Here is an 11,959-nt window from a genome sequence, read left to right on the forward strand (position 1 = left end):
AAAAATATTTTTAACTTAATTATTATACCTAAACTCTAATTAAAGTGGAATTACTCTGCACAAAAAAATGTAAAACCTTTAGCACTTTTTAACATGCTAAAGGTTTTCATTTCTATAGATTCGACGCTTCAATGCTAAAGGTGTCGCCACCTGTTAATGTTCCATTTGCAAAACCCTTTTTGAACCAATGCATACGTTGCTCACTTGTACCATGTGTAAAGCTTTCTGGCACGACATAGCCCTGTGCTTCCATTTGCAATGTATCATCACCAATCGCATTGGCTGCTGTTAGAGCTTCTTCAAAATCGCCCTCTTCTAAATAGCCCATGTCTTGTACATAATGTGCCCAAACACCTGAATAGTAATCAGCTTGTAACTCTAAACGTTTAACCGCCTCATTGTATTCAGCCTGTGATACTTTACCATTCAGTGCATGCACTTGCTGAGATGCACCGAGTAACGTTTGTACGTGGTGACCTACCTCATGTGCTACCACATAGGCCATCGCAAAATCCCCTGGCGCATTGAAGCGATTTTTCAGCTCTTTATAAAAGCTTAAATCAATATACATTGTATAATCTGCTGGGCAATAAAACGGCCCTACCGCTGCACTTTGTAGCCCACAGCCTGAGCTCACGCTATCAGTAAATAACACAAGCTTTGGATTTTCATACGTCAGCCCTTCTTTTGCAAACACTTCCTGCCAAACATCCTCTGTATCTGCTAAGACGACCGATACGAATTCTGCTAACTCCTGTTCTTCGGCAGTTGGTTCATAGTTTTCGGTTGTTTGGCCATTTTGTGTGATACCCTTTGTCACTTCATTTAGTACGTCTCCTGCATCACCGCCATTTAATAATGTGAAAATAATCGCAATAATAATACCGATACCGCCAAGCCCGCCGCCAATTTTACCAGCGCTCATGCCGCGTCGATCTTCTACATTGCTACTTTTTCTTCTGCCTTTAACATCCATGTTTCTTCCCTCCAAGTGAAACTTCGCTTGTTTTTCCATATAATTACCCTAAATAACACTTTCAATAACGTATCTTAAGAAATTTACCAAATGTTTAACATTTTTCATTTATTAAAACGTAAACACACGTTGCCTCGTCTAATGATCAAAACAAGTACGAAAGGAGCAAAAAACATGATACTTTCCGACGAACGCATCTTTCGTGAGGCGATGGAAGCCTATAGCGACTACCTACTGCGCATCGCCTACTTGTACGTCAAAGATTGGCAAGTTGCTGAAGACATCGTACAGGACGCCTTTTTAACATATTACATGAAGTTTGAACAATTTGAAGAACGCGCTTCGTTAAAAACCTATCTTGTACGCATTGTCATCAATAAATGTAAAGATTACTTGAAATCGTGGCGCTATCGTAAATTAACGTTAACCAACCAATTTTTCAATAGTAAAAAAGACAAGGCGCATACAATTGAAAATGAAGAACGATTATATATTGCCGATGCCGTTTTAGCATTACCAATTCACCTTCGAGAAGTGATTATTCATTATTATTACGAGGAACTTTCTGTGCTCGAAGTAGCGTCCTTACTAGCTGTTTCCGACAATACCATAAAAACAAGACTGCGCCGCGCGAGGCAATTATTAAAAAATCAATTATCACAAGATGAGTGGGAGGTGCTCTCGCATGAATGAAGTGAAGCGTCAGTTAGATCAAAAAATGGGTCATACAAAGGCTCGGTCAGAAAAAATCCTGCAAATGGTGGAACAAAATAAAAAAACACAAAGAAAAAAATCGCCGAAGCTCTATTACGTAGCCTTTGCAACATTTGCTGCATTACTCGCTGTGTTACTGTATATGAATCCATTTGAAACACAGGCACCGACTACATCAACGCCAACACCTAATGAGTCATCCGAGCAGACATCACTAAACTTAAAAAACTTATTTAAACAAGATGGTGATGTCGCTTACTTTGTTGGCATGAATAATGAGTATGCAACGTTCAAGGAAACAACGACTTGGCTAAGCGACAACTATGTAAAAATCTCAGTTGATAACGGCGCCATCGAAACACGCAAATTTTACCGAATTACCGCTGACGCGATTTATTTAGTGTTTGAAGATATGCCAGAAATGCAAGGCAATAAAGTAATAACGCTTGAATATTTAGACACGTTAACACCTATTTCTACGTTGCTTGTAGCAGATATTGAAAATACCACAACCATTAATGAAAATAACGTGACTTACCCAGCAGAACTGAATATTCCATTGAAAAAATTTAACAATGTTATTGAAATTACAAATGAAACCGAGAACGCAACAATGTCATTCTATTACGCAGAACACTTTGGCTTAATTGGTCAAATTTCAACCTTTACGGATGGTCTGCAAATTATCTCGTTGCTGACATCCATTAACACAGAACCAGCAATTGAATTAACGCTACCTGTTATGAATCAAGCTACACACGAAAAGGAAATACTCACATTTGAAGAGCGCATTATGTTTGACCCATTATCGATGTATCATCCAAAATTCACAGACACAACTGCAATCTATACAACACTTCACCAATCCGAAGAACATGAACTAGGTATAATCGAAATTAATTTACCGCAACAATTCACGAATTTAATTGTTGTACGCACAGGCGATTTAGTAAAAACGATTAGCGGTGATTTTAGGGAAATTGTCGATTGGAAACTTTCACCAGACCAAAAGCATATTGCGATTTATAGCAGTGACGGCCACGACTGGCAAAGCGAAGAATACTATCAATCTGATAACCTTGAAATCTACCATTTGGAACAATTGTTAGAAGTAAAAACTTATACAGACGAGGAATTAAACTTGCTTCATTCAACGATTCTTTCGTATCATTGGGTAGATCATGACACACTAGAATATGTAGTGCCAGATGTTGAAGAGCCTTCCTATCCTAAATTATTTGTAGATTGGATGCACGCTGACAACCAGCCAACGAAAACATTGCAAATAAAATTTGAATAAAGAATGGGCGTGTCCGAAATTTCTGGACACACCCTAAGCTTTTTATAACTCCGCTTCAATTTTCGTTAACAATGCCTCGCAGCCCTCTACACATAAATCATACGTCTCCTGAAAATCCCCGCTATACCAAGGATCCGGAACGTCCTTTTTATGATGTGTTAAATCTAAAAAGCGAAACACCTTCGCATGCCCCTCTGCACGCAGCATCTCTATCGTATTTTGCAAATTACTGTCATCCATACATACTAAGTAATCAAATTCCGTTAAATCTGTGCTACGTAACTGGCGTGCTTTCATGCCACTTGTAGAAATACCGTATTCCTGCAATTTTGCCTTTGTCCCGCGATGTGGCGGCTCCCCGATATGATAATTGCTTGTACCGGCTGAGTCCACTTTAATTTGACTCGTCAATCCGCGCTTTTCCACTAAATCACGCATCACCGCTTCTGCCATAGGTGAACGACAAATATTGCCTAAACAAATAAATAACACACGCTTCATTTAGCTCACTCCTTTAGAAAAGTTACCATTATGTACCAAAAAGAAGCTGCACGAAAAATCGTACAGCTCACGTTTTATTTTACTTCAGGATGCTTTGCACGTAACTCATTCGTTAAGCGCACTAATTCTTCTTCTAAAAAGTGCACTGATGCTTCACGGCCCTCTTTACCAGACTCTACTGCAAATGGCTTACCGTAAATTAAATAGCCCTTTTGACGCTTAAATACGCCCTTCACATCTTTTGGCCCGATATAAGCAGCTGGTAAAATTTGTGCTTTTGATAATTGTGCAATCGTGACCGCACCCGCTTTTAACTCTGAGTTTTCAGAGCTACGCGTACCACTCGGGAATATCCCAACAATTTTGCCCTCTTTAATGAGTTGGCGTGGGATTTTAATAACACTTGGACCTGGATTTTCACGGTCTACTGGGAAAGCATTTAGTTTCGTAATTAACCAGCCTAAGCCTTTAATATCGAATAGCTGCTTTTTGGCCATGAAATGAATTTCACGTGGCATCATCGACGTCCCTAAATTTAAAATGTCGATATAGCCGTTGTGCGTACACGCTACGACGAAGCCGCCCTCTTTTGGAACGTTTTCTACACCGTATACTTTTGCCTTCGAACCGTTGACACCTAAAATTGTTTTAACTACACCTGCAATAAATTTATACACGTTTTTTTCCTACCTTATCCGTTCATGATATGTCTATTGTAAGCGATAGTGATACTTACACTCAACCGAAACTATTTTGCGCTCGTTTTTGCAATTGCCTCTACTAAGTCTGGTAGCCAATCTTGTAAGTTACTAAATGTAAAACCTAAGTTCGTTGCTTTGCCATTTTTCATGTACCAAGATGCTGGTACTGCGTATGGTGAGCGGATTTCATCTGGTCCAAGTAAAACAATTTTGGCACGCTTATTCGTTTTTTCTTCGATTAATGCAATTAATTCTTTTAACGAAATAACCCCGTTTGCTGTTGCATTGATTGGTCCTTCTACATCCGCCGTTCCCGCCCATGCTAGAAACTTCGCCGCTTCCGTTGCTTGTATGAATGACATCTCGGCATCCGTATTCACAAACCCAATCGGTTCCTCATTCAAGATGCGCTCCACATGAAAGTGTAGGCGACGTGTGTAGTCATCCTCACCCATCACAATTGGAAAACGAACAGCGACTACCGGGAACTCGGCATACTTGTAAAATATGGCCTCGGCTTGTCGTTTGCCCTCACCGTAAGTAAATTCAGGCGTATCCCCCATACGAATTTCATAAGTGTACGGATCAAAATCACCCTCTGCATGCGGGTTGCCGTTTGCTTCATACGTTGACAGTGTTGATGTAAATACTAATTTTTGAATGGAACCATTGAAAATTTCGCATAGCTGTTTTGCTTCATTTGGCGAGTAGCAAATATTATCATACACCACATCAAACTCCTTGTTTGTGAGTGCTTGTTTAAATGCATCTGTGTCTTTACGGTCTACTTTAATATGCTCGACCTGATGACCAAAAGGATTTTCTGACATCCCGCGCGTCACAATTGTTACCTCGTGCTGTGCGGCTAGTAATTGTTCGACTAATTTTTGTCCAAAAAAGCGTGTACCACCTAATACTAAAATTTTCATTGCCTTCACTCCATTCCAATTAAAATATCTAAATCAATGGTAATTTGTTGTAGCTCAATGTTTTCTTTATGCTCAATATGCCAGCCCATTGGTGTCATTTCTAGTAGCTTTTGTACTAATGATTTTTCAAGCGGTAACGTTTGTGTTACACGTTTTACCTCTACTTGCTTAAAACTCGCCTTAAAGCGCTCAACGGTTTGCTCGTTTGAATAACTTTCCTTTTCTGAGTCCTCAAACGCTTGTACACGCAGCTCCTTTAAATAGTTTTCCTGTGGTACGACTTTAATCAGCTTACCACCTGGTTTTAATAGACGTTTAAATTCTTCATAATTGGCTGGCGATAAAATATTTAAAATGACATCAAATGACGACTCGTTATACGGGCTGTTCGCCAAGTCTCCTACACACCAGATTTCATCATTATAAAATTTAGCCGCTGCTAAAATACCTTCTTTTGCAATATCGACGCCGACACCAACTGCACCATCTAACTGCTGACAAATCCGATGTAAATGGGAGCCTTCCCCACAGCCTGTATCTAAAAGTACCGGATTTTTCATGTTTATTTCCCCGGCAATAGTTTGTTGCATTGTGTCATAAAGCCCAGATTCAATGACTGCATGGCGTGATTCGAATAATTCCTTTGAGTACATAGACTGCATCGGACGACCCAGTAAATAAATATAGCCTTGCTTGGCAACATCAAAAGAATGGTTCGATGCACAGCTCATTTTCCCTTCATTGTTCATTGTCACTTGTTGTTTGCAAAGTGGGCATACAAAAATTTCAATGGCTTGTTGAATTTGCTCGATGCTTTGCGCTCGTTTTGATAATAGACCCATCAGTTGAGTCCTCCTTTGTTGTTGTTCTTAGAATCGTACCATAGTTTGTAGAAATTAAAAAAAGGAAATAGCTCTCACTACTCCCTAGAAAAATACGACTCTATTTACCTAATTCCTTCGTTGTGACAAATTCATAGTCTTCTTGCTGTAAATATTGAAGAATAGCTTCCAATGCATCTGCGGATTGTTGATGAATATCATGCATTAAAATGATGCCGCCATCTTTTGCATTCGCCTTCACGTTCTTTAACGTTTTTACAGGATCCTTATGGTGCCAATCCATCGTATCAATATTCCATAACACTGAGTTTAGTTGAATTTCTTTGCGAACACTCGCATCAATTGCGCCATATGGTGGACGATAAGAGGCTGGATACTCTCCAGTTGCCTCAAAAATTGCATCACTTGTGCGATCAATTTCATCGTGCATTTGCGCTGGATTTAATTTCGTTAAGTTTTTATGACTCCATGAATGATTCGCGACTTCATGGCCTTGATCATGTATCATTCTCACCACATCTAGGTGCTTTACAACGTTTTGACCTAACACAAAAAATGTCGCCTTCACATCATACTTTTTTAGAATAGCTAATATTTGAACGGTACTTTTGTCATTCGGTCCATCATCAAATGTAAGGGCTATTTGCTTGCGCTCTTCTTGTGGCTGAGGCTCTGGTTCCTCTACAGGTTCCTCTTTGAACGCTTCTTTTACTAATAATTGATTAACTGCTATGTATGTTCCACAATCATGAATAACACGTGGGAGTCCACCATTCAACAGATAAAATGGCGGGTTCCAGTTTATTTGATTCCATGTTTGTAGTGGAATTTTCTTCACAAATTGTTCATAACCATGTTGTTCACTATACGTGGGATTTCCCGCTACATTTTCTGCATTTGCAGGTAGTGACAATTCCGACCAACGAAAAACAAGTAAACTTCCCAATCCAAATAAAATACCGAGTACTACTAATTTCCTGCTCATCTTGCTGACCTCCACTCGTCTATTCTATTTACTTAGACGTATGAAGGATATCAAAAAGTTGATAATTTATAAAGTGAAACTTTAATCAGCGGGGATTTTTTACTGTCTCTAAATACGGAATAAATAAAAATGCTCGGTAAAGTAAAGTACCGAGCATCGTAAAATAGTATTTTATTAGTAGGCCGTCCAACCTGCATCTGCCGTAATCACAACGCCATTTACAAAATCCGAATCTTCCGTAGCTAAAAATAAAGCGACACGCGCGATATCCTCAGGCTCCCCTGTTCGTGGATTAAAGCTAGCACCAGCCATCGCACGACCAATACCAAATTCATTTGCATTATTAAAACTTGCGCCAATATTTGTGTTGACGCCACCTGGAGCAATTGCGTTACACTTAATGCCCTTTTCTGCATATTGGAATGCGGTATTTTTCGTAAGACCGACAACGGCATGCTTCGCCGCAGTATAGGCTGCGCCAGCACGTGATCCGTAAAGACCACCAACCGATGCAATATTAATAATCGTTCCAGCACCTTTTTCTAAGAAAATTGGCATTGCCTGACGAATCCCACGCATGACACCTTTTACATTCACATCAAAAACGCGATCCCACAGGTCATCTTTGACATCGCCCGCTGGAGAGAAATCATCCATAATACCGGCATTATTCACTAAAATGTCTAGTGTGCCATAACTATTTTGCGCTGCTTTAATGAGCTTATGAATATCCGCCTCAATCGCTACATTTGACGCAATCGCTGTTGCCGTACCACCAAGTGCAGTAATCTTCGCTACTGTTGTACCTGCACCTTCAAGCGTTAAATCCGCTACAACGACCTTCGCACCTTCTTTTGCAAATAAAATAGCGATTGCCTTCCCCATACCTGATGCTGCCCCTGTCACAACTGCTACCTTGCCTTCTAATCTCATGAAAAACCTCCTAAACAGAAATTTTTACTACGCTTAGTATTTCGACAATTGCTATTCAATAACCTTTATTAAGAAAAGCGCTTCACATGCATTTGTAAGTAAAATCGAAAATAAAAAAGCTAAGCAGACAATAATAATCTGCTTAGCTTTATGTACTAAATTGATACTGGCTTATTCGCTTTTAGTGTAGCACTCTTTTTGTTCATTGAACCTTCTAATGTAACAAATAATGTCTGGATGTCAGTTTCTGAAAGAACCTTACCTTTTAATGAGCTTCCCCATTTTTTCAGCTCGCCCACCTTCAAGACATCTACACCGTCTGACTCAATTTCAATCTTTTGAAACGAGCAACCATCCGTAAATAACACGACCGATTGAAATGCCTGTTCATCCACTTCTGGTAATTGATCTTGTAGTGCATAAATTAGACGCTTCGCTTCATGAATTGGATTTTCAAATGCTCGAGATTTTTCTTGATGTAAAAGCTCTTTCCATTCAAGATCCTGCTCACGCCCATTAATCCAACCCGATTTTTCTTTTAAATTCAACACATAAATACCGGATTCATGTAACAGTAACCCACTAATTGTTTGTAATTCACCGTTTACTGGTACTTGTACATCGACTAACACTTTATGGCTACCATTAACTTGGTCGAAATCATTGACCATTTTATACATCGTGCGGATTTTTTTGTTTGCTACCATATCTAAATATGAATAACCCGTCAATTTATAGAAAGCAGAATTGTCATGACGGTATATATTTACCATAAAATAACCTACGATTAAAATTACTAAAATGATTAGTATGAACTTCACTAGGCTCACTCCTTGCATCATGCATCATTACTCTTCATTCTAGCAAACATTATAAGCCTTTGCTATACACCTATAGACCGCTTTTACTGCTACAATCGCCCTTTAGGATTTGCAGTAAATAACAGAAAAGTACTAGAAAGCATCATTTTTCAATGCTATTTTCTATGGCTTTACTAGCGGAACCAGCTGCGCTAACTTTTCAATTGTATAGGTTGGTCGAATGTTCGTAACAGGCTTCTGTTGGTATGGATTTAACCAGCATGTGTCAATACCTGCTACAGCGCCACCTGTAATATCTGCGCTATATGAATCCCCAATAATCATTGCCTTTGTTGGATCAAAATTTGGAATATGATCAAATACATAGTCAAAAAATGGCTTCATTGGCTTTTGATAGCCGGTATCCTCCGACACAAATACTTGATTAAAATACGGTGCTAATCCCGTTACTTGTAAACGTTTGTTTTGCGTTTCAGATATCCCGTTTGATGTAATGTATAACGCATGCTTCGGAGCTAGTGTCTGGATGACCTCCAATGCCCCTTCAACAAATACTTTACTCTCTGCTAAATAGCCACGGTATTCGGCATCAAGTGCTAATCCATCTGCTACGTGGCCAAAGTGTTCAAACGTCTTACCAAAGCGTGTAGCCATTAGCTCCTCACGTGTAATACGCCCCTGCTCTAACGCATGCCAAAGTCCACCATTAATTTCGTGATAGACCGCTTCCACTTCAGGCGTTAACGTGAAATTATGTGCTGCAAATAGCTTCGGTAACGCCAATTTTTCAGCGGCTTTAAAATCTAATAACGTATCGTCTAAATCAAAAAATAAAAATTGATAATCCTTCATTTTACTAAAATCTCCATTTCGTACAGTGTAATTCATTTACAATATCACAATCGATTTAAAATGATAACTATTTACACCACTTATTCCTATCGTGTAACATGCCTATAGTGAAAGTTTAGAAAGAAGGTAACCTTTATGGGTTTTGATGTCGATCCACAGCTCATCATTATTTTAGTGGGCTTCGGATTTTTAGCGGCTTTTATTGATTCAGTCGTTGGTGGAGGTGGCCTCATTTCATTGCCAGCACTTATGTTCAGTGGGCTTAGTCCGTCTACAGCCGTTGCAACAAATAAGCTTGCGAGTTCAATGGGCTCGTTAACGAGCACGATTACGTTTTATCGTTCAGGTAAATTAGATTTAAAATCGGTGTTAAAATATGTGCCTTTTGTTTTTATTTGTTCAATCATTGGTGCATGGATTGTCCATTTACTCGATCCGAATTTATTAAAACCACTGATGCTTATTATGTTAGCGGTTGTTGCCGTTTATACGATTTTAAAGAAGGATTGGGGTGGCATTTCGGGTGTTAAAAAGCTCTCAAAGCCAAAATACATCCTATTTTTTATTGTTATCGCATTCATTGGCTTTTACGATGGCTTTTTAGGTCCGGGTACCGGTTCATTTTTAATTTTTGCCTTCCTCATGGTCGGCTACGACTTTTTAAAAGCAGCCGGTAACGCCAAACTACTCAATTTAACGAGTAATATTGGGGCGCTACTAATGTTCTTATATTTAGGACAGGTCAATTTTACATACGGCATTATTATGGGCTTATCGCAAATAGTCGGGGCCGCTGTTGGCTCACGCTTTGCTTTAAAGCGTGGCAGTGGCTACGTGCGCGTGCTGTTCATTATCGTGACCTTCACACTACTCGCGAAAAATACGTATGATTACTTTTTTTAATGAATACAAGCGCTAAAGCGCCCTTTAAGCCCCGACAACGGTTTACAGGCCCGACTAGAAAGTAAACGTTCTACCACTTTCGACGGTGGGACCGAAAAGCTCGAGGGGCTGGCGCTTTAGCCTGGACGTATAGAAAATTATGTAAAGTTACCCAGGGTGCGATAATTTATAATTTCCTTAACAAGAACAAAAAGCTTGCTAGTTTTGTGCTAGCAAGCTTCTTTTATAGAAAACTAATAATGAAAAACCACACGACTGGTACAAATAATGCTGGTAACATATTCAGTGTTTTACTATCTTTAATTCCTAAAATCGAAAGGCCTGACGCAAAAATAAGTACACCCCCGATAATCGACACTTCTGCCATTAAGCTATCGGTTAAAAATGGCTCTAAATACCCCGCTACTAAGTAAATACCACCTTGCCACAAAAACAGTACAACTGCCGCAAACATTATCCCAATCCCATACGTTGCAGCTAGTGCCATTGAGGTGACAAAATCAAGCGTTGCATTTGTTAATAAATACGTATGATTATTATTTAACGCACTTTCAATCGGCCCTAAAATCGATAACGTGCCAATACAAAATAATAAGATGGCCGTTGAAAGTCCTTTACTTAAATTTGAGTTACCAAAGCGACCAACAAGCGTATTAAATTTCCCATCTAAATCAAGTGCTGCACCTATAAAGCTACCAATAGCTAAACTCATAATAAACAGCACTGGGAATGTACTGTTCGGCATATTTTGCACGACTGCATTCACGCCTAATGCTACCGCAGCAAAGCCCATCGCATTAAATAGCGCTGTTTGATATTCCTCTTTAATTCCCTTTTTTAACACCGTCCCAATGAGCGTTCCTAAAATGATGAGTATGGTGTTGACGATTGTTCCAAACATACGCACTTTCTCCTTAGATTATGTATGAAAAAACTCCGGAAAATTCCGGAGCTTCATCGATTATTGCATTTCTTTTGTTGGTCCCATTACTGGTGGCACTGTTAAGCCTGATTGGCGTAGTAATACCGTCATTTGCCCAACATGATGTGTTTGGTGAGTAATGACCATACGCAGCAAGGCACCGCGCTTCATCATACCGCCAAATGCCGGTACTTCTTCTACTAATTCCGCCTCTGTTAGTGTGGCTGCTTCTTTTTTATAAGCTTCTATTACCTTTTCATACATTTCCGTAATTTCTGCCATCGTTTCTGGCTGCTTCATATCCGGTCCTGGTGCTGGGATTTGTAAGCCAGCAAATTGACCAAATGCGCCTGCTACACCAACTAAATGCCAGCTTAACCAACCTAATGAATTGTGTCCTTCAACAATTGCCACATCCATTTTATCATCTGGAATGGCTTGCATCACTTTTAATGCACCTTTTGACGCCATGGCCCACTCTTGAACGAAATCTTCTGCTACACGATACATAAAATAGCCCCCTTTATTAATACCTTTATCATACAAAACTCTTGTCCATTACGCTATTTTTTGATAAGCA

General features: G+C 39.5%; 14 protein-coding genes. 3 read left to right on the forward strand and 11 right to left on the reverse strand.

Features of this window, described 5'->3' with window-relative positions:
• Positions 1-112 precede the first annotated feature (112 nt).
• The gene (locus tag NSQ62_RS19565) at positions 113-976 is read right to left on the reverse strand and encodes a neutral zinc metallopeptidase (RefSeq protein ID WP_341321725.1); all 864 of its coding nucleotides are present in this window, start codon (positions 974-976) and stop codon (positions 113-115) included.
• Positions 977-1,150: 174 nt separating this feature from the next.
• Here NSQ62_RS19565 and NSQ62_RS19570 point away from each other — a divergent pair, with 174 nt between their 5' ends.
• Both NSQ62_RS19570 and NSQ62_RS19575 read left to right on the forward strand, forming a co-directional pair.
• On the forward strand, positions 1,151-1,669 hold the full coding sequence (locus tag NSQ62_RS19570) for a sigma-70 family RNA polymerase sigma factor (protein WP_341321726.1): 519 nt from the start codon (positions 1,151-1,153) through the stop codon (positions 1,667-1,669).
• The gene (locus NSQ62_RS19575; RefSeq protein ID WP_341321727.1) at positions 1,662-2,990 is read left to right on the forward strand and encodes a hypothetical protein; all 1,329 of its coding nucleotides are present in this window, start codon (positions 1,662-1,664) and stop codon (positions 2,988-2,990) included. The genes NSQ62_RS19570 and NSQ62_RS19575 overlap by 8 nt, the downstream gene beginning before the upstream one ends.
• 42 nt (positions 2,991-3,032) lie before the next feature.
• On the opposite strand, the gene NSQ62_RS19580 is transcribed toward NSQ62_RS19575, so the two are convergent.
• The 8 genes from NSQ62_RS19580 to NSQ62_RS19615 form a co-directional block, all read right to left on the reverse strand.
• Entirely contained in the window at positions 3,033-3,491 is a 459-nt protein-coding gene (locus NSQ62_RS19580; protein WP_341321728.1) for a low molecular weight protein-tyrosine-phosphatase, read from the reverse strand.
• Between the two features lie 74 nt (positions 3,492-3,565).
• A complete protein-coding gene (locus tag NSQ62_RS19585) occupies positions 3,566-4,168 on the reverse strand; it encodes a lysophospholipid acyltransferase family protein (RefSeq protein WP_341321729.1) in 603 nt (200 codons plus the stop codon).
• Positions 4,169-4,239: 71 nt separating this feature from the next.
• Complete coding sequence (locus NSQ62_RS19590) at positions 4,240-5,121, reverse strand: NAD-dependent epimerase/dehydratase family protein (RefSeq protein WP_341321730.1); 882 nt, start codon at positions 5,119-5,121, stop codon at positions 4,240-4,242.
• Between the two features lie 5 nt (positions 5,122-5,126).
• Positions 5,127-5,963 carry a putative RNA methyltransferase gene (locus NSQ62_RS19595; RefSeq protein WP_341321731.1) on the reverse strand — a complete coding sequence of 279 codons (837 nt, stop codon included), beginning with the start codon at positions 5,961-5,963 and terminating at the stop codon, positions 5,127-5,129.
• Positions 5,964-6,063: 100 nt separating this feature from the next.
• Positions 6,064-6,948 carry a polysaccharide deacetylase family protein gene (locus tag NSQ62_RS19600; protein WP_341321732.1) on the reverse strand — a complete coding sequence of 295 codons (885 nt, stop codon included), beginning with the start codon at positions 6,946-6,948 and terminating at the stop codon, positions 6,064-6,066.
• Between the two features lie 174 nt (positions 6,949-7,122).
• Positions 7,123-7,881: an SDR family oxidoreductase gene (locus NSQ62_RS19605; protein ID WP_341321733.1), complete on the reverse strand. Its 759-nt coding sequence runs from the start codon at positions 7,879-7,881 to the stop codon at positions 7,123-7,125.
• A gap of 155 nt (positions 7,882-8,036) precedes the next feature.
• On the reverse strand, positions 8,037-8,702 hold the full coding sequence (locus tag NSQ62_RS19610; RefSeq protein ID WP_341321734.1) for a nuclease-related domain-containing protein: 666 nt from the start codon (positions 8,700-8,702) through the stop codon (positions 8,037-8,039).
• A gap of 162 nt (positions 8,703-8,864) precedes the next feature.
• The gene (locus tag NSQ62_RS19615; RefSeq protein WP_341321735.1) at positions 8,865-9,554 is read right to left on the reverse strand and encodes a YjjG family noncanonical pyrimidine nucleotidase; all 690 of its coding nucleotides are present in this window, start codon (positions 9,552-9,554) and stop codon (positions 8,865-8,867) included.
• 135 nt (positions 9,555-9,689) lie between these two features.
• Between NSQ62_RS19615 and NSQ62_RS19620 the strand changes: the two genes are divergently transcribed.
• Positions 9,690-10,457, forward strand: coding sequence for a TSUP family transporter (locus NSQ62_RS19620; RefSeq protein WP_341321736.1), 768 nt, complete (start codon positions 9,690-9,692; stop codon positions 10,455-10,457).
• Positions 10,458-10,680: 223 nt separating this feature from the next.
• On the opposite strand, the gene NSQ62_RS19625 is transcribed toward NSQ62_RS19620, so the two are convergent.
• Together NSQ62_RS19625 and NSQ62_RS19630 are read right to left on the reverse strand one after the other, a co-directional pair.
• Positions 10,681-11,358: a DUF554 domain-containing protein gene (locus tag NSQ62_RS19625; protein WP_341321737.1), complete on the reverse strand. Its 678-nt coding sequence runs from the start codon at positions 11,356-11,358 to the stop codon at positions 10,681-10,683.
• A gap of 60 nt (positions 11,359-11,418) precedes the next feature.
• Positions 11,419-11,889: a DinB family protein gene (locus NSQ62_RS19630; RefSeq protein ID WP_341321738.1), complete on the reverse strand. Its 471-nt coding sequence runs from the start codon at positions 11,887-11,889 to the stop codon at positions 11,419-11,421.
• Positions 11,890-11,959: the final 70 nt, after the last annotated feature.

The organism is Solibacillus sp. FSL H8-0523, assembly GCF_038051985.1.
Classification (GTDB): Bacteria; Bacillota; Bacilli; order Bacillales_A; family Planococcaceae; genus Solibacillus.

What these genes read in the sequence shown, in the direction of transcription:
- NSQ62_RS19565 (WP_341321725.1), bottom strand. Translation starts at nt 976, where the DNA reads ATGGATGTTAAAGGCAGAAGAAAAAGTAGCAATGTAGAAGATCGACGC.
- NSQ62_RS19570 (WP_341321726.1), top strand. Translation starts at nt 1,151, where the DNA reads ATGATACTTTCCGACGAACGCATCTTTCGTGAGGCGATGGAAGCCTAT.
- NSQ62_RS19575 (WP_341321727.1), top strand. Translation starts at nt 1,662, where the DNA reads ATGAATGAAGTGAAGCGTCAGTTAGATCAAAAAATGGGTCATACAAAG.
- NSQ62_RS19580 (WP_341321728.1), bottom strand. Translation starts at nt 3,491, where the DNA reads ATGAAGCGTGTGTTATTTATTTGTTTAGGCAATATTTGTCGTTCACCT.
- NSQ62_RS19590 (WP_341321730.1), bottom strand. Translation starts at nt 5,121, where the DNA reads ATGAAAATTTTAGTATTAGGTGGTACACGCTTTTTTGGACAAAAATTA.
- NSQ62_RS19595 (WP_341321731.1), bottom strand. Translation starts at nt 5,963, where the DNA reads ATGGGTCTATTATCAAAACGAGCGCAAAGCATCGAGCAAATTCAACAA.
- NSQ62_RS19600 (WP_341321732.1), bottom strand. Translation starts at nt 6,948, where the DNA reads ATGAGCAGGAAATTAGTAGTACTCGGTATTTTATTTGGATTGGGAAGT.
- NSQ62_RS19605 (WP_341321733.1), bottom strand. Translation starts at nt 7,881, where the DNA reads ATGAGATTAGAAGGCAAGGTAGCAGTTGTGACAGGGGCAGCATCAGGT.
- NSQ62_RS19615 (WP_341321735.1), bottom strand. Translation starts at nt 9,554, where the DNA reads ATGAAGGATTATCAATTTTTATTTTTTGATTTAGACGATACGTTATTA.
- NSQ62_RS19620 (WP_341321736.1), top strand. Translation starts at nt 9,690, where the DNA reads ATGGGTTTTGATGTCGATCCACAGCTCATCATTATTTTAGTGGGCTTC.
- NSQ62_RS19625 (WP_341321737.1), bottom strand. Translation starts at nt 11,358, where the DNA reads ATGTTTGGAACAATCGTCAACACCATACTCATCATTTTAGGAACGCTC.
- NSQ62_RS19630 (WP_341321738.1), bottom strand. Translation starts at nt 11,889, where the DNA reads ATGTATCGTGTAGCAGAAGATTTCGTTCAAGAGTGGGCCATGGCGTCA.